Origin of the sequence: Caballeronia fortuita (assembly GCF_001544835.2) — a bacterium.
Classification (GTDB): Bacteria; Pseudomonadota; Gammaproteobacteria; order Burkholderiales; family Burkholderiaceae; genus Caballeronia; species Caballeronia fortuita.
In genome coordinates this window covers 405,146-424,286 of sequence record NZ_FCNX02000001.1, presented here as the reverse complement: position 1 = coordinate 424,286, position 19,141 = coordinate 405,146, and the positions used below count along the sequence as shown (strand labels likewise).

Annotated in this window: 21 protein-coding genes and 1 riboswitch; of the genes, 11 read left to right on the top strand and 10 right to left on the bottom strand. The window is 62.3% G+C overall.

The window, feature by feature from the left end:
* Window positions 1–83: 83 nt before the first annotated feature.
* Together flhC and flhD are read right to left on the bottom strand one after the other, a co-directional pair.
* Window positions 84–650 carry a flagellar transcriptional regulator FlhC gene (flhC, locus tag AWB77_RS01980; protein ID WP_061132696.1) on the bottom strand — a complete coding sequence of 189 codons (567 nt, stop codon included), beginning with the start codon at window positions 648–650 and terminating at the stop codon, window positions 84–86.
* Between the two features lie 12 nt (window positions 651–662).
* Window positions 663–986, bottom strand: coding sequence for a flagellar transcriptional regulator FlhD (gene flhD, locus AWB77_RS01975; protein WP_061132695.1), 324 nt, complete (start codon window positions 984–986; stop codon window positions 663–665).
* Window positions 987–1,625: 639 nt separating this feature from the next.
* Between flhD and AWB77_RS01970 the strand changes: the two genes are divergently transcribed.
* From AWB77_RS01970 to AWB77_RS01960, 3 genes are all read left to right on the top strand, one after another.
* Window positions 1,626–2,690: a glycosyltransferase family 4 protein gene (locus tag AWB77_RS01970; protein ID WP_061132694.1), complete on the top strand. Its 1,065-nt coding sequence runs from the start codon at window positions 1,626–1,628 to the stop codon at window positions 2,688–2,690.
* 272 nt (window positions 2,691–2,962) lie between these two features.
* Entirely contained in the window at window positions 2,963–3,661 is a 699-nt protein-coding gene (gene aqpZ / locus AWB77_RS01965) for an aquaporin Z (RefSeq protein ID WP_061132693.1), read from the top strand.
* Between the two features lie 339 nt (window positions 3,662–4,000).
* Window positions 4,001–4,282 carry a hypothetical protein gene (locus AWB77_RS01960; protein ID WP_061132692.1) on the top strand — a complete coding sequence of 94 codons (282 nt, stop codon included), beginning with the start codon at window positions 4,001–4,003 and terminating at the stop codon, window positions 4,280–4,282.
* A 45-nt stretch (window positions 4,283–4,327) separates the two neighbouring features.
* Here AWB77_RS01960 and AWB77_RS01955 read toward each other — a convergent pair whose 3' ends face one another.
* A complete protein-coding gene (locus AWB77_RS01955; RefSeq protein ID WP_061132691.1) occupies window positions 4,328–5,164 on the bottom strand; it encodes a Cof-type HAD-IIB family hydrolase in 837 nt (278 codons plus the stop codon).
* Between the two features lie 33 nt (window positions 5,165–5,197).
* Window positions 5,198–6,109 (bottom strand): glucosamine kinase nucleotide-binding domain-containing protein, encoded by a 912-nt coding sequence (locus tag AWB77_RS01950; RefSeq protein ID WP_061133122.1) that lies wholly within the window; start codon window positions 6,107–6,109, stop codon window positions 5,198–5,200.
* A gap of 112 nt (window positions 6,110–6,221) precedes the next feature.
* On the opposite strand from AWB77_RS01950, the gene AWB77_RS01945 reads away from it, so the two are divergent.
* From AWB77_RS01945 to AWB77_RS01935, 3 genes are all read left to right on the top strand, one after another.
* A complete protein-coding gene (locus AWB77_RS01945) occupies window positions 6,222–6,827 on the top strand; it encodes a DNA-3-methyladenine glycosylase I (protein ID WP_061132690.1) in 606 nt (201 codons plus the stop codon).
* A 428-nt stretch (window positions 6,828–7,255) separates the two neighbouring features.
* Entirely contained in the window at window positions 7,256–7,681 is a 426-nt protein-coding gene (locus AWB77_RS01940; RefSeq protein ID WP_061132689.1) for a hypothetical protein, read from the top strand.
* Between the two features lie 15 nt (window positions 7,682–7,696).
* Window positions 7,697–8,074 (top strand): hypothetical protein, encoded by a 378-nt coding sequence (locus AWB77_RS01935; protein ID WP_244158387.1) that lies wholly within the window; start codon window positions 7,697–7,699, stop codon window positions 8,072–8,074.
* Window positions 8,075–8,189: 115 nt separating this feature from the next.
* On the opposite strand, the gene rpsU is transcribed toward AWB77_RS01935, so the two are convergent.
* From rpsU to AWB77_RS01920, 3 genes are all read right to left on the bottom strand, one after another.
* The gene (gene rpsU / locus AWB77_RS01930) at window positions 8,190–8,402 is read right to left on the bottom strand and encodes a 30S ribosomal protein S21 (RefSeq protein ID WP_008351904.1); all 213 of its coding nucleotides are present in this window, start codon (window positions 8,400–8,402) and stop codon (window positions 8,190–8,192) included.
* A 342-nt stretch (window positions 8,403–8,744) separates the two neighbouring features.
* The gene (locus AWB77_RS01925; protein ID WP_061132687.1) at window positions 8,745–9,695 is read right to left on the bottom strand and encodes an aldo/keto reductase; all 951 of its coding nucleotides are present in this window, start codon (window positions 9,693–9,695) and stop codon (window positions 8,745–8,747) included.
* Window positions 9,696–9,921: 226 nt separating this feature from the next.
* Entirely contained in the window at window positions 9,922–10,932 is a 1,011-nt protein-coding gene (locus AWB77_RS01920; RefSeq protein WP_061132686.1) for a sodium:calcium antiporter, read from the bottom strand.
* Window positions 10,933–11,020: 88 nt separating this feature from the next.
* Window positions 11,021–11,193, bottom strand: a riboswitch (yybP-ykoY riboswitch).
* Between the two features lie 162 nt (window positions 11,194–11,355).
* Here AWB77_RS01920 and AWB77_RS01915 point away from each other — a divergent pair.
* On the top strand, window positions 11,356–12,951 hold the full coding sequence (locus AWB77_RS01915; RefSeq protein WP_061133121.1) for an ABC transporter substrate-binding protein: 1,596 nt from the start codon (window positions 11,356–11,358) through the stop codon (window positions 12,949–12,951).
* A gap of 6 nt (window positions 12,952–12,957) precedes the next feature.
* Here AWB77_RS01915 and AWB77_RS01910 read toward each other — a convergent pair whose 3' ends face one another.
* Window positions 12,958–14,031 (bottom strand): MBL fold metallo-hydrolase, encoded by a 1,074-nt coding sequence (locus AWB77_RS01910; RefSeq protein ID WP_061132685.1) that lies wholly within the window; start codon window positions 14,029–14,031, stop codon window positions 12,958–12,960.
* Between the two features lie 105 nt (window positions 14,032–14,136).
* On the opposite strand from AWB77_RS01910, the gene AWB77_RS01905 reads away from it, so the two are divergent.
* Genes AWB77_RS01905 through AWB77_RS01890 form a run of 4 tightly spaced genes read left to right on the top strand, consistent with a single transcriptional unit; the run spans window position 14,137 to window position 18,387 of the window.
* Window positions 14,137–14,559: a MerR family transcriptional regulator gene (locus AWB77_RS01905; protein ID WP_061132684.1), complete on the top strand. Its 423-nt coding sequence runs from the start codon at window positions 14,137–14,139 to the stop codon at window positions 14,557–14,559.
* 30 nt (window positions 14,560–14,589) lie between these two features.
* The gene (gene aceK / locus AWB77_RS01900) at window positions 14,590–16,392 is read left to right on the top strand and encodes a bifunctional isocitrate dehydrogenase kinase/phosphatase (RefSeq protein ID WP_061132683.1); all 1,803 of its coding nucleotides are present in this window, start codon (window positions 14,590–14,592) and stop codon (window positions 16,390–16,392) included.
* A 29-nt stretch (window positions 16,393–16,421) separates the two neighbouring features.
* The gene (can, locus tag AWB77_RS01895; protein WP_061132682.1) at window positions 16,422–17,201 is read left to right on the top strand and encodes a carbonate dehydratase; all 780 of its coding nucleotides are present in this window, start codon (window positions 16,422–16,424) and stop codon (window positions 17,199–17,201) included.
* Window positions 17,194–18,387 (top strand): acetyl-CoA C-acetyltransferase, encoded by a 1,194-nt coding sequence (locus AWB77_RS01890; RefSeq protein WP_061132681.1) that lies wholly within the window; start codon window positions 17,194–17,196, stop codon window positions 18,385–18,387. Before can ends, AWB77_RS01890 begins: the two co-directional genes overlap by 8 nt.
* Window positions 18,388–18,433: 46 nt before the next feature.
* Here the strand turns inward: AWB77_RS01890 and AWB77_RS01885 are convergent, their stop codons facing one another.
* Both AWB77_RS01885 and AWB77_RS01880 read right to left on the bottom strand, forming a co-directional pair.
* Entirely contained in the window at window positions 18,434–18,850 is a 417-nt protein-coding gene (locus tag AWB77_RS01885; protein WP_061132680.1) for a type II toxin-antitoxin system VapC family toxin, read from the bottom strand.
* Window positions 18,837–19,085, bottom strand: coding sequence for a hypothetical protein (locus AWB77_RS01880; RefSeq protein WP_061132679.1), 249 nt, complete (start codon window positions 19,083–19,085; stop codon window positions 18,837–18,839). The genes AWB77_RS01885 and AWB77_RS01880 overlap by 14 nt, the downstream gene beginning before the upstream one ends.
* Between the last annotated feature and the right edge of the window lie 56 nt (window positions 19,086–19,141).

Sequence of the window (19,141 nt, the reverse complement as noted above, 5' to 3'; positions counted from 1 at the left end):
TACGGCACTCGACTGGAAAACTTTGGGGGCAAGTCCGGAGCGGCGGCAAACGGTAAAACCCGCGCCGCAAAAGGGCTGCGGCGTCAGGCCGCGATGCGTGGCGCGCGTTCGCCCGCACCGTGCGGCAACGCGGCCTTGCGCGTCTTGCCCGCGCGCGACGGCGGCTGACACAGGCCGCACACGTAACCCGCGCGCAGTTCGTAGGCGTGCGCGACGAAACGTCCGCCGCAACGCGTGCACGCGTTCGTTTGCAGCATGCCGGACTCGAAGTAGCGCACGAGTGTCCACGCGCGCGTGAGCGACAGCACCGGCTCGTCGCCGTAGAGCGCCGCGTGTTCCAGATAGAGGCGGTAGCTTTTGACGATCGCCTGGATCGTCGGCTGGTTCTTGTCGTTGTCGGCCATGAAGCGATAGATGCCGTGAAACAGCGACGAATGGATGTTCGGCTGCCACGTCATGAACCAGTCGGTCGAGAACGGCAACATGCCCTTGGGCGGCGAAACGCCCTTCAGCTCCTTGTAGAGCTTGATGAGACGGTCGCGCGACAGGCTCGTTTCGGCTTCGAGCAATTGCAGCCGCGCGCCCAGCTCGACGAGTTCGATCGCCAGAGTTATTTCGCGGACTTCCGCGAGCACGCTTTTCGTCGCCATCGGCGTTCGCGCTCAGCCGATCTGCTCGACGGGACTGTCGGCGAGAAGAATCGACGCGTGAGCGTGCGCGATCGCCGCGTTCTTGTCCTTGTCGGCGAGCGAGGCGAGGATCGCGTGGTCGTCGAAACGAAAGCGGCACAGCACATGGCTCGACGACGCCACTTTCACGGCCTGCGCGAGCGACAGCGAAGTCAGCACCTGCGCGACCTGCTCGGACAGGCCGAGGCGGTACATCGCCGAAACGCGGTCTTCCTGAAGAAGCCGCTTTGCGAGGAGCAAGTACGACAGATTCACCTCGTGGATTTCCGCGAGCGTACTCGTATGGCTGGTCGTCATTCTCTACCCCGAATCGATGCGTGGCTGGTCAGGCCCGGCGGGTTGATCGTTTGCTCGCGCTCGCAATGGACATGCGAACGCGGCCCGCCCGCGTTGTCTTGTATTCGATTCGATTGTCGCCGATGCCCGCGCCCGCGCCTGTCGGATAAAACATCCGACGCAGCGACGGAGTTTCGCGAAGATTCGTGTCGGAAAAATTCTTACAGCGCGACCGTTTCCATTGCCGATCGGCAGATATGAATTATCGGCACCTATTCGTCTGACTTTATGGTCGAAGCGCGTGAAACATGCCGCTTTCATTCCGCAGCCCTCCCCGCGGCGCGGGACCGCCACTTGCTAAATGGCCTCGCGGCGTGTTTCACGCGTCAGATGCGTCCTTCTCGTCTACATCGGTGCAATTTCTGACTTCGTAACAGCACATGTTTCGCGCTGTAACAACGATAAGCGATTGAAAAATGACGTGTAATGCCGCCCTCGATCCCGATAATGAGCAGTAAGGGATAACCCGGTCGCGATGTTTTCTTCATGTCCGGGCGATCTCGGGCGGCGTCACATCACACGCGGCCCGCCCGAATGGCATGTGTTGAGCGCTCGACCGGAGCGTGACTGCAATGCCTCACCTACATGGAGAGTCACGTTATGCGAATCGCACAAATTGCACCGTTGCACGAAGCAGTCCCTCCGAAGTTTTACGGCGGCACTGAACGCGTCGTGTCATATCTGACCGATGCGCTCGTCGAGCTCGGCCACGATGTAACCTTGTTCGCAAGCGGCGATTCGCAAACCAAGGCGACGCTCGAGCCGGTGTGGCCGCGCGCGCTGCGTCTCGACCCGACCGTGCGCGACGCCCTCGCGCCGCACATGCTGCTGCTCGAAACCGTCCGCCAGCGCGCGCACGAGTTCGACGTGCTGCACTTTCACCTCGACTACATGCCGTTCCCGCTGTTCACGCAGATGGACACGCCGTTCGTGACGACGCTGCACGGCCGTCTGGACCTGCCGGAACTGCAACCGATCTTTAACACGTTCACGAAGGCGAACGTCATTTCGATCTCGGACAATCAGCGCGGTCCGCTGCCGCAAGCGAACTGGCTGAACACCGTTTATCACGGCCTGCCGAATGACTTGCTAACGCCGCAGCCGGCGAAGAAGCCTGAATATCTGGCGTTCCTCGGCCGCATCTGCCCGGAAAAGCGTGCCGACCTCGCGATCAAGATCGCGGCGCAGAGCGGTTTGCCGCTGAAGATCGCCGCCAAGGTCGACAAGGTCGATCAGGAATATTTCAAGTCGACGATCGAACCGCTGCTGTCGCAGGCGCATGTGGAGTTCATCGGCGAGATCAATGAAGCGCAGAAGCCGGAATTTCTGTCGGGCGCGAAGGCGCTGCTCTTTCCGATCGACTGGAACGAGCCTTTTGGCCTCGTGATGATCGAAGCGATGGCGTGCGGCACGCCGGTGATCGCGTTCAATCGCGGTTCGGTGCCGGAAGTCATCGATCACGGCGTGACGGGCTTCATCTGCGAGGACGTGCAAGGCGCGGTCGGCGCGCTGCAACGTCTCGACGAACTCTCGCGCACGGAAATTCGCGCGCAGTTCGAGCGCCGCTTCAGTGCGCACACGATGGCGCAGAACTACGTCGAAAGCTATACGGCGATGCTTCAGGCCGCCAAGCGCCCGATGCTGCGCCAGGTTGCGGTGGGCTGATAAGTCTTCTTTCACCTCGAGTTGCACCGATGCCGCCCGCCTGCCGGGCGGCATTTTTTTGTCCGCGCCACGCGCGCGTGTTCAATTGCGCGTGTCGTTGCATTTCCCGATAAGGAACAATCCGAAGATTCGATCCGATGCCCGTGAATTAAGAGCCGATCAACCATTTTTGACAGTCCGCGAAAGACGTCGCGCTTACACTCCGCTGCGCAAGCACGACACGCGTTCTTGTTTGAAATCAACGGCTTTTTCTTTTTCACGAAGGCAGGATCATGCATTTGTCGAAGCGTCTCGGCGCTGAACTTTTCGGTACTTTTTGGCTCGTGCTGGGCGGTTGCGGAAGCGCCGTGCTCGCCGCGGCCTTTCCTCAACTCGGCATCGGATTCGCCGGCGTTTCGCTGGCATTCGGTCTCACCGTGCTGACGATGGCCTACGCCATCGGTCACGTTTCCGGCTGCCACCTGAATCCGGCGGTGAGCATCGGTCTCGCGACGGCGGGCCGCTTCCCGGTACGCGACCTCGTGCCGTACATCGCCGCACAGGTGATCGGCGCGACGCTCGGCGCATGGGTCATCTATCTCATCGCGACGGGCAATCCGAGCTTCGATTTCGCTTCGAGCGCGTTCGCCGCGAACGGCTTCGGCGAGCACTCGCCGGGCCATTTCTCGATGACGGCAGCGCTCGTCTGCGAAGTCGCGATGACGTTCTTCTTCCTTTTCGTGATCCTCGGCGCCACGGACGACCGCGCGCCGAAAGGCTTCGCGCCGCTCGCCATCGGTCTGTGCCTGACGCTCATCCACCTGATCTCGATTCCGGTCACGAATACGTCGGTGAATCCGGCGCGCTCGTCGAGCCAGGCGTTCTTCGTCGGCGGCTGGGCGCTCGATCAGTTGTGGCTCTTCTGGATCGCGCCGATCGTCGGTGCGATTATCGCGGGCGTGCTTTATCCGACGTTGACGCGTCAGAAGTAAGCCTTAGCGGCACATATCGGCGGTAAGCAAAACGGGCGCGACATGCGCCCGTTGTCGTTTTTGCGGCCCGAAGCGCACGCGAAAGATTAAACGAGCGCGACAAATGTAATGCCGAATTACGCAGCCTGCTTATGAATGTCGGTCAATTCGATCGAAATGAAATCGAACCCCGCGTGAAAGGCGCGCCAGACAAGGCTCTCGGCTAGTCAACGATTTCCTGATCGCGCGCTTCATCCCTTACGCCGTCCTTGCACACCGTAACAAGTCCTCGAAGCATGTAAGACGGCGGACGCTTAAATTGGACTCATGCGACACACGTCGCCTCAAAGGAGAAGCACAATGAAGCGCATCGTCACCCACTTGCTCGTCGCGACCGGCCTTGCTATCGGTGCAGTCGGAGCGGCTCAGGCTCACAACGATCTGCACATCGGCGTCTCGCTCGGCGCGCCGGCCTACGTGGCGCCGGCTCCGGTGTATGTGCGCCCGGCGGTGCCCGCGTACCGCGCGCCGTACTATCGCCATGAAGCGCCCCGCTGGCATGACAACCGCGATTACGGACGCTATAACCGCGCGGGCTGGAACCACGGCGGCTATGGCAACAATTGGGGCCATCGTGGATAAGAACACGGGCCGCCGGCGCACACCGGCGGCCCGTCATGACGCGGCTCAGTCGGGCGTCTGTCCCGGCGACGCCAGTTCGTCGCGAATGCCGAACAGCTTGCGCAGTTGATGCGCGACGCCCGCCTCGAAGTTGTATCCGATGCGCGGCACGTTCGGCAGACGCTTGATGAGATCGGGATTCGCGTTGTTCATCATGAACGGATGCCCGGCGGTTTCGAGCAGATCGATATCGTTCATGTTGTCGCCGAACGCGACGCACTGCGCGGTATCGATATCCAGCCGCTCCAGCACGAAACGCAGCGCGCGCCCCTTCGATACGTCCGACGTCATCACTTCCAGGCAATCCGGCAGGGAATACGTGACGTACAGCGAATCGCCGAACTCGCGTTCCAGATTCGCGGCGGTTTGCTTCAGATCCTCCGGATCGCCGATATAAAGCACTTTCGCGATGTTCTCGCCGTCATGCTCGCGCAGATCCATCACCTCATACTTGAAGCCCGAATCCTGGTGAAAGACCAGCAGTTCGGGCGCATGACGGTCAATGAGCCACGCGTCGTCCGCGAACAGATTGACGATGACGCGTTCGCTGCCGGCGAGGTCCGGCTGCACGAGACGGCGCACGGCGGCGGGATCGAGATCGCGCGAGTAGATGCGCTGATCGCCGGGTGCATGCACGCGCGCGCCATTGGACGTGATGAGGTAGGCGTCCACGCCGAGCACATTGCGGATACCGGCGACGTCGCGATAATGCCGCCCCGTCGCGATGATGATGGGTACGCCGCGCGCCGCCAGCGTGCGCACGGTTTCGGCGGTGAAGGGATCGAGCTGGTGGTCGCTGTTCAGAAGCGTACCGTCGAGATCAGTAGCGATGACCGAGTACATGACTGCCTTTGTGGTGCCGCGAAGGGCGCTATTTTATCGCGCCGGATTGCCGGCAACCGGGAATGCCGCGCGGCGCGCCAGTTCGAGCGCGCCCGCCGCCGAATCGGCCAGTGGCGCGCGCACGCGTCCGCGCAGCGCCTCCGGCACGAACGGCTCGTAAGGCGCGGCGAGTCCGCCGCACAACGCGACGGGCAGCGCGCTCGCGGGATCGAGCGCCCCAACCAGACGCTCTATCTCGAGAGCCGCGCGCTTGAGCAGCCGCGCTGCGACCGGATGATCGTGAAACTCGAACACTGTCGGCGCGAGCGTCGCGTATGCGGTCTGATTCGCGGCGCAAAGCCAGACGACGAGACTGTCGCGATCCTTCGCGCCGGTTTTGGCGAGCAAGGCTCGCGACCACGCGTCTTCCGGTGCGCGGCCGTCGAGCACGCGCTGAAGATGAACCACGGCGCGCAAACCGAGCCACGCGCCGCTGGCTTCATCGCCGCTAGGGAAACCGTAGCCGCCCGCGATATGGCATGCACCCGCATCATCCAGCGACGCCGCGATGCTGCCCGTGCCGAGCGCGACGATCACGCCGGATTCGCCGCCGTGCGCGCCGAGCACCGTCGTATAGGCGTCGCTTTCGACGCTCAGCGCGCGCACGTCCGGCGCCGCGCCGAGAAACGCCGCTAGCCAGTCCGCGTTGTTCACGCCCGCGAGTCCGCAGCCGAGCGCGCAATCGCGCCAGTCGAAGGGCCGCGCGGCGGCGTCGAACGCGCGCCGGCACGCATCGCCGATCGATTGCCACGCGCGCTCGACGCCGAGCCCGAGGCCCGAAGGTCCGCCGCTCGCGCGCGCCAGTTCGTTGCCGCGCACGTCGGCGAGAATGACGCGCGTGCCGCTTCCGCCGCCGTCGATGCCGAGCAGGAAGCCATCAGATGCCGAAGTCGAAAAAGTAGTCATGTGCGCAAGCTTACCGGTGGCCGCGACGCGCGCCAATTAGCCGGATGGCATAGATGGCGCGGCGCCGCCGTTCCGCTATGCTGACGCGATTCGAAAATGATGAGGACTCGCAATGGCAGACACCGATCACACCCGCTGCGCCTGGGCCACGACCGATGCAATGATCCAGTACCACGACGAAGAATGGGGCGTCCCGTCGCACGACGATCAGCATCTGTTCGAGATGCTGGTGCTCGAAGGCGCGCAGGCGGGCCTGTCCTGGTCGACGATTCTCAACAAGCGCGAAGGCTATCGCGTGCTTTTCGCGGGCTTCGACATCGACAAGGTGGCGCGCTTCACCGAGAAGGACATCGAGCGGATCGTGCTGGACGCGCGCATCGTGCGTAACCGGGCGAAGATCGCGTCCGCGGTGCTCAACGCGCGCGCCGTCAAGCAGATCCAGGAGGAACACGGCTCGTTCGCGGACTTCGTGTGGTCGTTCGTCGGCGGTAAGAGCATCGACACGCCGCGCGACGCAGAGCATCCCCCGCCCGCCTCGACACCCGAATCCGATGCATTGAGCAAGGCACTCAAGAAGTACGGCTGCAAATTCGTCGGCACGACCATTTGCTATGCCTTCATGCAGGCGACCGGCATGGTCAACGATCACGCCGCCGATTGCCTGTCGCGCAGAAAGCCTAAAACACGGCGAAAGGTTGCGACCGGGTCGGCAGATTGAGCGTATTCCTATGCGGAGATTTTTTGCTTTTCGACAACATCCGTGAGCGCAAAATGCGCGCATACGGGTAAATCCTTATAGAAGGCAATTTTTTTGCAGTGAAGCACGCGCAATTCCCCGAACTGCAAGGCTTTGTGCCGGGTTTTCCGCACTGCACGAACGTACGCGCCGTGTAAAAATGGCGTCCTCGCGTGCGGTGGCGCACCTTTTTACCGGGCTGAACCGCTATAACAGCGGTGTACGGACCGTTCACTGAGTGCGCGGCACTACGCCCCAGACCGGGAAGACCGCCGTGCGAGATGCAGGGTGCAGGCGGCAAGCGTCATTCGTGTTGAGCATTTTCACGACGACGCGGCCGCCGGTAGGCAGGTGAGGTTCTCGAATACTTGAACGTATGGCCGCTGCGCAGGGGCGCAGGGGAGAAGATCATGAAAAGCCTGAACTTCCTGACTCATCAGGAGATTTTCAACAGCGCGGTCCAGCATCTTTTCGGACAGGGGCAAGCGGCTTTGTTGCCGCACGGCGGCGGCGCCTATCGGGGGTACTGCGGCGGCTGTCCTGTCGGACGCTTCATCAAGCCGCGCGACTATGTGTCCGCGATGGAAGGCGTGCCGATCCGCTTCATTGCGAAGCCGCCCGAGCACGTGCCCGCGTACATGGATGCCGGCGTCGCGGCGCTCAAGCGCGCCCTTCTGCGTGCACGCATCAATGTGTTCGATCCCAACACTGTCGAGTTGCTTTCGTGTCTGCAGAACGTCCACGACGTCTTCGGCAGATGGGAATGGCGCGAACGGCTGGCATCGATCGCGCGTCAGTTCGGGCTGTCCGCCGAACTTCTTAAAACGGCCGCGTGAATTGCAGGTGTTGTGATGTTGAGCCCCATTACGATGTTGAGCCCGAAGGACATTTACGAGCGCGTCAGTGAGCACTTGCTGACGCAGCGCGCGGTATCGGAAGACGACAACGGGTCGTGCCGGCTGCGCAGTCCGGAGGGCCGCAAGTGTGCGATCGGCTCGCTCGTGCGCGACGATCTTTACGAGCCGGAGCTGGAAGGCGTCGGCATTTCGTACTATCGGCATGCGCGTGACGGCAAGCTGCTGCGCGCGCTCTACGCATCGAACGTGAATGCGTACGATCCGAACGTCATCGATCTACTGATCGAACTGGAAGAAGTTCACGATTACGCCGATATCGACGAATGGCCGGAATTGCTCGCGGCCCTCGGCAAGCGTCACGCGTTCGTCTGAAAGCGTTCGTCTAAACGCGACAGCCTGAAAACGAAACGGCGGTGCGCCCTTACAGGTCGCACCGCCGTTTGCCGTTCCAGACGGGAATCCGGAGATTCCCGCCCGAACGAGACGCTTAGTGCATCTTCTTCGGCAGCATCTGGCTGCGCAGGCGCTTGCGCAGACGCGCGACGGCAGCAGCCTTCTTGCGCTTGCGCTCGGTGGTCGGCTTTTCGTACGACTGGCGTTCACGCAGTTCGGCGATCAGGCCATTGCGCTCGATGGTGCGACGGAAACGGCGAATCGCGACATCGAACGGCTCGTTTTCTTTGAGGACGATAGTGGTCATGTAAATCCTGGTTTGCTAAACGTATTTCAAGCGCGCGGCGATTGAAACCGCGCCCCGGCACTCCGATCGTCCGCCGGACGCGAAACGGCGGCGGACACGAGCAAAGCGGCCACGGAGGCCGGAAAAGAGAGCGTTGAGATTCAGCCGCGCAAGCGGCATGCGCTTTCGAAGGAACCACACGAAGGCGCGTTTCGGAGCCGTTCGCCGCTGCTTGTTGACGTTGTCATTCTCAGCAGCGAAGGCAGGAAAATCGGGCACATTTCTCGATTCGGGCGCGATGTTACCAGAACACCGCGCCGCTGCCAACCATCGCGAGCCATCCAACTCATTGATGCAACAGATTTATTTCTGCCACGCGCTGGCTTCGTCGAGCAGATGGAGGTCGTCGGCGGCGAGCGGCAGGCGCGTCGCGGCGGCGAGGCTTTCCAGTTGCGCGACGGACGTGGCGCTCGCAATCGGCGCCGTCACGCCCGGACGCGCGATCAGCCAAGCGAGCGCGACCGTCGCGGGCGTCGTGTCGTTGCGATTGGCGACTTCGTCGAGCGCGGCGAGAATCCTCAGGCCGCGCGCATCGAGATATTTTTCGACGCGAGAGCCGCGCGCCCTGTTTCGCGTGTCTTCCTTCGAGCGATATTTTCCCGACAGAAAGCCGCTCGCCAACGCGTAATAAGGCACGACAGCGAGTTCGTGCTGGCGCGCCACCGGCTCCAGGCCGGTCTCGTAGCCTTCGCGGTCGTAAAGGTTGTATTCGGGCTGAAGAATCTGATAGGCCGGCAGACCCGAATCCTTCGCGATTCTGAGCGCCTCTTCGACCCGCTCGCCGGTATAGTTCGACGCGCCGATCACCCTCACCTTGCCCGCCTTGATGAGCTTCTGATACGCGTCGAGCGTTTCGGCGAGCGGCGTGTCCTCGTCGTCGTAATGGGAGAAGTAGACGTCGATGTAATCGGTTTTGAGACGCCGCAGCGAATCGTCGACGGCTGCCGCGATGTTCGCCGCCGAAAGGCCCGGGCGCGTCGAGAGCTTGCCGACTTTCGTCGCGAGCACGACTTGATGGCGCTTGCCGCTTTCCTTGAACCATTTGCCGATGATCGTCTCGGATTCGCCGCCCTGATGGCCGTCGACCCAGGCGGAATAGACGTCCGCGGTGTCGATGAAATTCAGGCCGTGATCGACGAACGCGTCGAGGATCGAGAACGACGTGCGCTCGTCGGCGGTCCAGCCGAACACGTTGCCGCCGAAGACGAGCGGCGCGACTTTCACTTCCGATGTGCCGATGCTGCGTGTCTGCATGTCTGCTCCGATGCGAAATGGACGGATCGAAAAGCATACGCGCGAAACGGTCGTCCTGCCGGAGCGGGCATCGGCGCTTCATCGGCTCGAAAAGGTTCTAAAGTTTCTTTCGACCGCGCCGATAACCCTTCTAAGAACAACAAGAACGACGCGCTGAATCCGGGCGCGCTGCTTCGCTCTTGATGCCCGCTTCGGCGGGCATTCTTATTTGCGCGCGCCCGCGCCGTCAACGTCCCAGCGTCAGCGCGAGATATGCCACGTACAGCACGCCGTTGCCGAGCAGTGCCCAGAGCACGACGCCGCCTGCCTTCGCGTTGATCCGCAGCCACGCCGCCGCCGCGAGCGTGATGAGCACGCCTGTCAGCACTTCGACGCGCGGCTCCCACGGCGTCAGCATGATGCCGATCGCCGGCAGCAACGTCCCTTGAAACACCATCGCGCCGGTGATGTTGCCGAACGCGAGCGTGTCCTTCCCTCGGCGCGCCCAGAGAATGCTGTTCACCTTTTCCGGCAGTTCGGTCGCAATCGGAATGATGATGAGCGACAGCAGCAGCGGCGAAATGCCCAGCGCGTGCGACACGCCTTCGACGCCGTGAATGAAGCCTTTCGCGCCGCCTACGAGCAGCACGATGCCGACGAGAAACTGCAGCATGATCGTGCCGACGGACGTCTTCAGCCCGATCCGCGATGCGAACAACGCCTCGGGCGCTTCCGTTCCGTGGCCGCCTTCGACGAGCTTCGCCGAAGCCCTGAACGTCGCAATCACATAGATGACATAGAGCGCGACGAGCCCGGCCGCGAACAGCGCGCGCACCTGCCACGCGTGATGCGGCACGAACATCGCCGCGCACGCGATCAGGAACGCGAACAAAAAGAAGTTGAGATCGCGCACGAAGCCGCTGCGCTCGGGCACGATGCGTCCGCGCAAGCCGCGCGACTTGAGGATCGCGAACGTCATGAGGCAGGTCGAAAGCGTCGCGAGCATGAGCGGCGCGCCGAGAATCGCGCCCACGCCGATCTCTTCGTTGACCGCGCGGCTCGTGGTGCCGCCGAGCAGCGCGATGATCGGCACCGTCGTTTCCGGCAGCGCCGTGCCGACAGCCGCGAACAGCGATCCGGTCACGCCTTCGGAAATGCCGAGCCGCTCGCCGAGATGTTCGAGCGCATTCGTGAAAAGCTCCGACGCGATCAGGATGATCGCGAGCATCAGCGCGAGTTCGAGGAAGAGCATCGTCATGCGGCACCTCGCATCGAAATATGCGATGGGTGCGCAAGCGTGCGCGGAAGACGGAGATGTTTTAGTTGTGGGGACACGATGATTCCACGGCCGGACGTCAAGCGAACCACGATGCGCCACGCGCCGTCCGACCAAGAACGACATAGCGCATCGATGGTCTCGCCAAACCGTTCCGGTCGAACGCGCCACGGCAGCAGAGCCGAGGATGTTGACGCGTTCTCCTTCGCTCACGAAGGAAGGCTACTCCCCAAAGACGCGCAAGTTTAGCCCGATGCGTCCCGTTTCGGCAAGCCGCGCATATGCGTATGCCGAACGGATCGTTGTCGCGGGCGAATCCATTGGGTAATCTGGCCGCGCCGGGCGCATCGCTTGCTGCGCGCCACGCTCATCCATATACAAAAAATGAAGATCACGGGAGATCTCATGCGCCTGAATTTCTTCGCCGTCGCCGCCGCGATGGCGCTCCTCGCCGCGCCGACGCTCGCGATGTCCAAGCCGCTCACCGTCTGCACCGAATCAAGCCCGGACGGCTTCGATGTCGTGCAGTTCAATTCGCTCGTGACGACCAATGCTTCGGCGGATGTCGTCTTCAACACGCTCGTCTCTTACGATGAAGCCGCGAAGAAAGTCGTGCCCTCTCTCGCGGAAAAGTGGGATGTGAGCAGCGATGGCCTCACGTACACGTTCCATCTTCGGCCGAATGTGCAATTTCAGACGACCGATTACTTCAAGCCGACGCGCGCGCTCGATGCCGACGACGTCGTCTTCACGTTCTCGCGCATGCTGTCCGACGACAATCCCTGGCACAAGGTCGCGGGCGCGAGCGGCTTTCCGCACGCGCAGTCGATGGGTCTCGTGAAGCTCATCAAGGCCGTATCGAAAGTCGATGATCGCACCGTGAAATTCGAGCTCAACGAGCCGAACGCGACCTTCGTGCCGATTCTCACGATGGGCTTCGCATCGATCTATTCATCCGAATATGCGGACAAGCTGCTCAAGGCGAACCAGCAGACCGATCTGAACAGCAAGCCGATCGGCACCGGCCCGTTCGTGCTGAAGAGCTATACGAAGGATTCGATCATCCGTTACGACGTGAATCCGTCGTACTGGGGCACGAAGCCGAAGGTCGACCGGCTGATCTACGCGATCACGCCCGATGCCGCCGTGCGCGCGCAGAAGATCAAGGCGGGCGAATGCCAGATCGCGCTGTCGCCGAAGCCGCAGGACGTCATCGACGCGAAGAAGGACAAGGCGCTGAAAGTGAGCGAAGCGCCCGCGTTCATGACGGCGTTTGTGGCGCTCAACACGCAGAAGAAGCCGCTCGACAATCCGAAGGTGCGTCAGGCGATCAACATGGCGTTCGATCGTACGACCTACATGAAGACCGTGTTCGACAACACGGGCACGGCCGCGGTGAATCCGTATCCGCCTAATACGTGGAGCTACGACAAGAACATCGCGGCGTACAAGTACTCGTCGGCGGATGCGAAGAAGCTGCTCGCCGACGCGGGCTTTCCGAATGGTTTCGACACGACGATCTGGGTGCGCCCGAACGGCAGCGTGCTGAATCCGAATCCGAAGGCGGGCGCGGAACTGCTGCAAGCCGACCTTGCGAAGATCGGCGTGAAGGCGCAGGTCAAGGTGATCGAGTGGGGCGAGCTCATCAAGGAAGCCAAGCAAGGCCAGCACGACATGCTGTTCATGGGCTGGGCCGGCGACAACGGCGACCCGGACAACTACATGTCGCCGCTATTCAGTTGCAACGCGGTGAAGTCGGGCATCAACTTCGCGCGTTATTGCGACCCGCAACTCGACAAGCTCATCGCCGATGGCAAGTCGACCGCCGATGTCGCCAAACGCACGAAGTCGTATGTCGACGCCCAAAAGATCATCCACGATCAGGCGCTGTGGATTCCGCTCGTCTATCCGACCGCCGCCGCGCTCACGCGCGCGAACGTCAGCGGCTATGACGTGAGTCCGTTCGGGCGCGTCAACTTCGGCGCCGTGTCCGTGCAGTAAGCGAAGTCAGGCCGGCGTGAAGCGGATCACGCCGTCATCGCCGGTCTGACGTTTCAACGTTCCATCGAGCCAAAGCAGGTTCAGATGCGCGAGCGCCTCGCCCAGCGCGAACGTCATCTGGTGAATATCGAGCTTGCGCTTGAACATGATGGGGACGATATCGGCGGCGCTGCACGGCTTTTCCGCGCATGCGTCGCGCACTTCCGCCAGCCGCGCGCGATGATGCTCGCGCAATTGCCCGATGCGTGTTCCGACGCCGCGAAACGGCTTGCCGTGCGATGGCAACGCGAGCGTATCGGCGGGCATCGTTTCGTAACGGCCGAGCGATTCCAGATAGAGCGCGAGCGGATTGCCTTCCGGCTCGACCGCGAACACCGATACGTTCGTCGAGATGCGCGGCAACACCATGTCTCCGGAAATGAGCAGCTTGTCGGCGGCGCAGTGAAGCGCGCTGTGCTCCGGCGAATGGCCATAGCCCGACACGACCTCCCAATCTCGCGCGCCGACGCGAATGACATCGCCGTCGCGAATACGCCGATACTCCGCCGGCATCGACGGCACCAGCGTCGGGTAATAGCTATCGCGCTTACGCAATGCGTCGAGCGAGGCTTCATCGGTCAGGCCGTGCGCCGCGAAATGCGCCGCCGCGCGCTCGCCGCCCGCGTTCGAACCGTCGCCTGCGGCCATCACGCGGCCCATCGCGTATTCGCCGAGCGACATCCACAGGCGCACTTTCCAGCGATGTTTGTCGCCGCCCGCGCAAATCCAGTCGGCAAGTCCCAGATGATCCGGATGGCAGTGCGTGACGATCACGCGCAGCACCGGCAGGCCGTCGAGCGCCGAGTCGAACACGCGTTCCCAGTTCGCGCGGATCGTGTCGTTCGAAATGCCGCAATCGACGACGGTCCAGCCCTTCACGCCGTCGATCTCGTCGGCGAGCAGCCAGAGGTTGATGTGATCGAGCGCGAACGGCAACGGCATGCGCAGCCAGAACACGCCCGACGCCACTTCCTTGACGCTGCCCGGCTCAGGCAAAGCGTCCGCGAAAACATAATCGAGCTGATGTTCGAGTGCGTTCATTCGGTTCGAGCCTCCGGGTTTGCGCCGCGTTGCATTTTGGCCAAGTTGACGATAACGTAAACGTTCATTCTAACGTTGCGCGCGCTTTCGCGCTGCCGGCCCGCGATGACTCAATCCACGCATTTCACGATCACCGAACTGGCGCGCGAGTTCGACATCACGCCGCGCGCCATTCGCTTCTACGAGGATCAGGGCCTGCTCGCGCCGAAACGCGAAGGTTCGAACGGCTTGCGGCGCGTGTATTCGGCGCGCGATCGCACGCGGCTCAAGCTCACGCTGCGCGGCAAGCGGCTCGGCTTCACGCTGTCGGAAATTCGCACGCTGCTCGATCTATACGACTCGCCCACCGGCACCGCGACGCAACTGCAGGCTTTCGTCGACACCATCGCGGCGCATCGCGAAGTGCTTCAGCGGCAGCTCGAAGACCTGAACACGACGCTCGCCGAACTCTCCGCATACGAAGAGCACGGCCGCGCGCTGCTCGCGGCGGGCGCGGAAAAGCGCGTGCGCAAACCCAAAGCGGCATGAGGTGACTTTCACACGAAGCGCAGGGTCGACATGAATCATTTCCCCAAGCTGCTCTCGTCGCAAATCGGCTTCGATGTCGCCAAGACGATACTCGAAGGCTTCGAGCATCATTACCGCGTGTTCCGCGACGCTGCCATCGCGGCGAAGGGCCACTTCGAGCGCGGCGAATGGCTCGCGTTGCAGCAACTGGCGCGCGAGCGCATCGCGTCGTATGACGATCGCGTCGCGGAATGCGTGGCGGCGCTCGAAGACGAATACGACGCGGAAAATATCGACGACGACGTGTGGCAGCAGATCAAGCTGCATTACATCGGCTTGCTGACCACGCACCGTCAGCCGGAATGCGCGGAGACGTTCTTCAATTCCGTGTGCTGCAAGATCCTGCATCGCTCGTACTTCAACAACGATTTCATCTTCGTGCGGCCGGCCATTTCGACGGAGTACATCGAGAACGACGAGCCCGCCGCGAAGCCGACATACCGCGCGTATTACCCGGAGAAGGACGGGCTCGCCGCGACGCTCGAGCGCATCGTCACGAACTTTCAGCTGGAGCCGCCGTTCGAGGACTTGCAGCGCGACGTGCACTGCGTGATGCAGGCGCTGCGCGACGCTTTCGGCGATCTGACGCCCGCGCCGAACTTTCAGATTCACGTGCTTTCGTCGCTGTTCTTTCGCAACAAGGCGGCGTATGTCGTCGGGCGCATCATCAACGGCGATGCGCTGCTGCCCTTCGCCATCGCGATCCGGCATACGCAGCCCGGCCTGCTCGCGCTCGATACCGTGCTGCTGTCGCGCGAGCAGGTGCTCATCATCTTCAGCTTTTCGCACTCGTACTTTCTCGTCGATATGGAAGTGCCGTCGGCGTTCGTGCAGTTCCTGAGCACGATCATGCCGCGCAAGCCGAAGGCGGAGATCTACACATCGGTCGGTTTGCAGAAGCAGGGCAAGAACGATTTCTATCGCGACCTGCTGCATCATCTGTCGCATTCGAGCGATAAGTTCATCGTCGCGCCCGGCATCAAGGGGCTCGTGATGATCGTGTTCACGCTGCCGTCGTTTCCTTACGTGTTCAAGCTCATCAAGGACGCGTTTCCGCCGCCGAAGGAAACCACGCGGCAGAAGATTCAGGACAAGTATCAGCTCGTGAAGCGGCACGATCGCCTCGGCCGAATGGCCGATACGCTCGAGTATTCGAGCGTCGCGCTGCCGGTCGGGCGTCTCGACGATGCGCTCATTCGCGAGCTGGAGAAAGAAGCGCCTTCGATGATCGAATACGAAGGCGACAAGCTCGTCATCCGGCATGTGTATATCGAGCGCCGCATGGTGCCGCTCAATCTCTTCCTGCAGAACGGCAACGCCGACGACATCGATCACGGCATCAAGGAATATGGCGACGCGATCAAGCAACTGATCCAGGCGAACATCTTTCCCGGCGACATGCTGTACAAGAACTTTGGCGTGACGCGCCACGGCCGCGTGGTGTTCTACGACTACGACGAGATCGAGTATCTGACCGACTGCAACGTGCGCCGCGTGCCCGCGCCGCGCACAGAAGAAGACGAACTGTCCGGCGAGCCGTGGTATACCGTCGGGCCGCACGACATCTTTCCCGAAACGTACGGCACTTTTCTGCTCGGCGATCCGCGCGTGCGCGAAGCGTTCATGCGCCATCACGCGGACTTCTTCGATCCCGCGCTCTGGCAGCATCACAAGGAACAACTGCTGCGCGGCGAACTCGCCGATTTCTTTCCCTACGACCGGGACGTCCGATTCTGCATCCGTTATCCGGAGCGTTTCGGCGAGCCTGGCGGACCGGACGCGCGCGCTGCGTGACGCGCGCCGTCCCGCTTTGACTTTCCAACATGAGCCACTCTGACGATAAGACTCCGCTTGCCCATCTGTTCGCAAACAATCAGGAATGGGTCGAACGCAAGCTCGCCGATGACGCCGGCTTCTTCGAGCGTCTCGCGCATCAGCAGACGCCGGAATACCTGTGGATCGGTTGCGCGGACTCGCGCGTGCCGGCCAACGAGATCATCGGCTTGCCGCCGGGCGAAGTGTTCGTGCACAGGAACATCGCGAACGTGGTCGTGCACTCGGACCTCAACTGTCTGTCGGTAATCCAGTTCGCCGTCGATCTGCTCAAGGTGAAGCACATCATGGTCGTCGGCCATTACGGCTGCTCGGGCGTGGGCGCGGCGCTCGTCGGGCGGCGCGTCGGTCTCGCCGATAACTGGCTGCGCCATGTCGAGGACGTGCGCGAGAAACACGCCGCGCTGCTCGACGAATGGCCGATGGGCGACGCGCGTCATCGTCGCCTCGTCGAACTAAACACGATGGAGCAGACGATCAACGTGTGCCGCACGACGATCGTTCAGGATGCGTGGGCGCGCGGCCAGGCGCTTACCGTGCACGGCTGGACCTACGGCGTGCACGACGGCCGGCTGCGCAACATGGGTTTGATGATCGGCAAGCAGGACGAAGTCGATCCGGTCTACCAGTCGTGCATTGCCGCGATGACTCGCAGCGGCGCGCATTCCGCGGAGAACGATGTCCTCGCGTCCGATGCGGCACTCGCCGAACGCCTGGGCGACGTTCCCGCCGTCATCAAGGGCGTCATCAAGGAGATGAAACATGAGTGAGGCACAGAACGATCCCGTAGTCATCGTGTCGGCGGCGCGCACGCCGATGGCCGCTTTTCAGGGCGATTTCGCATCGCTTGCCGCGGCGCAACTCGGCGCGGCGGCGATCAAGGCAGCGGTCGAGCGCGCCGGCATGAAGCCCGAGCAGATCGACGAAGCGATCATGGGCTGCGTGCTGCCCGCCGGTCAGGGCCAGGCGCCCGCGCGTCAGGCCGCGCTCGGCGCGGGGCTGCCGCTGTCGACGGGCTGCACGACGATCAACAAGATGTGCGGCTCCGGCATGCGCGCGGCGATGTTCGCGCATGACATGCTGCGCGCCGGATCGGCCGATGTGATCGTCGCGGGCGGCATGGAAAGCATGACGAACGCGCCGTATTTGTTGCCTAAGGCGCGCGGCGGCATGCGCATGGGCCACGGCCAGGTGCTCGATCACATGTTCCTCGACGGCCTCGAAGACGCGTACGAGAAAGGCCGTCTGATGGGCACGTTCGCTGAGCAGTGCGCGTCGTCGTATGCTTTCTCGCGCGAGTCGCAGGATGCGTTCGCGGTCGAATCGCTGCGGCGCGCGCAGCGTGCGAACGACGACGGATCGTTCAAGTGGGAGATCGCGCCGGTCACCGTCCAGGGCCGCAAGGGCGAGACGGTCATCGAGCGCGACGAGCAGCCGTTCAAGGCGAACATCGAAAAGATTCCGACGCTCAAGCCGGCGTTCGCCAAAGACGGAACGGTGACGGCGGCGAATTCGTCGTCGATTTCCGATGGCGCTTCGGCGCTCGTGATGATGCGCGAATCGACGGCGTCGCGGCTCGGCGTGACGCCGCTCGCGCGCGTCGTCGGGCATAGCACGTTCGCGCAGCAGCCTGCGCTGTTCACGACGGCGCCCGTCGGCGCAATGAAGAAGCTCTTCGCGAAGAACGGCTGGCGCGCGGGCGATGTCGACCTGTACGAAATCAACGAAGCATTCGCCGTCGTGACGATGGCCGCGATGCGCGAGCACGATCTGCCGCACGACAAGGTCAACGTGAATGGCGGCGCGTGTGCGCTGGGACATCCGATCGGCGCGTCGGGCGCGCGGATTCTGGTGACGCTGCTGGGTGCGCTGAAGGCGCGCGGGTTGAAGCGCGGGGTGGCGAGCTTGTGTATCGGCGGTGGCGAGGCTACGGCGATGGGCGTCGAGCTGATCTGACGGCCTCGAGCCGGTCCGGGCGTGGCGCGCCGGGCCGGTTTTGTTGTCAATCGAAGGGGTTAAACATTTTGACGCCTATGGCTTCGAAGTCTCTGATGTTGCGTGTGACGACGGTGAGGTTGTAGACCAACGCCGTTGCCGCAATCAGCTTGTCCACGGCGGGTTCCGGATGCCGGGCGCGTAGTTGCCCCCACATTTCGCCAATCTTCCTGTCTACCGGCACGATTCCATCGTCGTATTCCAACAGGACACTTCTTAGCCAGGCTTCCACATGTCCTGCCTGCAAGGAGTCTCCCCTATGGCGAAGCGAATCGACGCCACGACGTAGTTCGCCAACGGTGATGACGGACAAATAGACCTTTTCCTTTCTTCGTCGAGCGCCATCAAAAAAAGCGCGAACTCCTCCATTCGCGCGATCTTCCCGTCTGGTTTCACTGATGACGTTCGTATCAGCAAGAAACATCCGACGCTCCGTTATCGGCGTGACGATCGAAGATGGCGTCGTCGCAGTCGATCTTCGGGAATTTCAGAAGCGCGTCGATGAAGCCCACGGGATCGTCATTGACTGGCTCTCCCATCTTCCTTCGCACCTCTTTCTCGATCTCTCGGCGCCGGGCGGTGTATTCCTGAGCCTCCTTCAGCCATTCCTGATCGATCCACGACGGCAACGGCCCCTGAATGATCTTGAATTCCCGCATGATTACGCTCCTTGCGTGATCGTTGCAAACAGCGAGCACTCTACCCCGACTTCGTC

Coding starts and splice junctions, on each gene's coding strand:
- aqpZ (WP_061132693.1), top strand. CDS start 2,963: ATGCATTTGTCGAAGCGTCTCGGCGCTGAACTTTTCGGTACTTTTTGG.
- AWB77_RS01890 (WP_061132681.1), top strand. CDS start 17,194: ATGAGTGAGGCACAGAACGATCCCGTAGTCATCGTGTCGGCGGCGCGC.
- AWB77_RS01960 (WP_061132692.1), top strand. CDS start 4,001: ATGAAGCGCATCGTCACCCACTTGCTCGTCGCGACCGGCCTTGCTATC.
- AWB77_RS01925 (WP_061132687.1), bottom strand. CDS start 9,695: ATGCAGACACGCAGCATCGGCACATCGGAAGTGAAAGTCGCGCCGCTC.
- AWB77_RS01910 (WP_061132685.1), bottom strand. CDS start 14,031: ATGAACGCACTCGAACATCAGCTCGATTATGTTTTCGCGGACGCTTTG.
- AWB77_RS01955 (WP_061132691.1), bottom strand. CDS start 5,164: ATGTACTCGGTCATCGCTACTGATCTCGACGGTACGCTTCTGAACAGC.
- rpsU (WP_008351904.1), bottom strand. CDS start 8,402: ATGACCACTATCGTCCTCAAAGAAAACGAGCCGTTCGATGTCGCGATT.
- flhC (WP_061132696.1), bottom strand. CDS start 650: ATGGCGACGAAAAGCGTGCTCGCGGAAGTCCGCGAAATAACTCTGGCG.
- can (WP_061132682.1), top strand. CDS start 16,422: ATGAGCCACTCTGACGATAAGACTCCGCTTGCCCATCTGTTCGCAAAC.
- AWB77_RS01950 (WP_061133122.1), bottom strand. CDS start 6,109: ATGACTACTTTTTCGACTTCGGCATCTGATGGCTTCCTGCTCGGCATC.
- AWB77_RS01905 (WP_061132684.1), top strand. CDS start 14,137: ATGACTCAATCCACGCATTTCACGATCACCGAACTGGCGCGCGAGTTC.
- flhD (WP_061132695.1), bottom strand. CDS start 986: ATGACGACCAGCCATACGAGTACGCTCGCGGAAATCCACGAGGTGAAT.
- AWB77_RS01945 (WP_061132690.1), top strand. CDS start 6,222: ATGGCAGACACCGATCACACCCGCTGCGCCTGGGCCACGACCGATGCA.
- AWB77_RS01940 (WP_061132689.1), top strand. CDS start 7,256: ATGAAAAGCCTGAACTTCCTGACTCATCAGGAGATTTTCAACAGCGCG.
- AWB77_RS01885 (WP_061132680.1), bottom strand. CDS start 18,850: ATGTTTCTTGCTGATACGAACGTCATCAGTGAAACCAGACGGGAAGAT.
- AWB77_RS01970 (WP_061132694.1), top strand. CDS start 1,626: ATGCGAATCGCACAAATTGCACCGTTGCACGAAGCAGTCCCTCCGAAG.
- aceK (WP_061132683.1), top strand. CDS start 14,590: ATGAATCATTTCCCCAAGCTGCTCTCGTCGCAAATCGGCTTCGATGTC.
- AWB77_RS01915 (WP_061133121.1), top strand. CDS start 11,356: ATGCGCCTGAATTTCTTCGCCGTCGCCGCCGCGATGGCGCTCCTCGCC.
- AWB77_RS01880 (WP_061132679.1), bottom strand. CDS start 19,085: ATGCGGGAATTCAAGATCATTCAGGGGCCGTTGCCGTCGTGGATCGAT.
- AWB77_RS01920 (WP_061132686.1), bottom strand. CDS start 10,932: ATGACGATGCTCTTCCTCGAACTCGCGCTGATGCTCGCGATCATCCTG.
- AWB77_RS01935 (WP_244158387.1), top strand. CDS start 7,697: ATGTTGAGCCCCATTACGATGTTGAGCCCGAAGGACATTTACGAGCGC.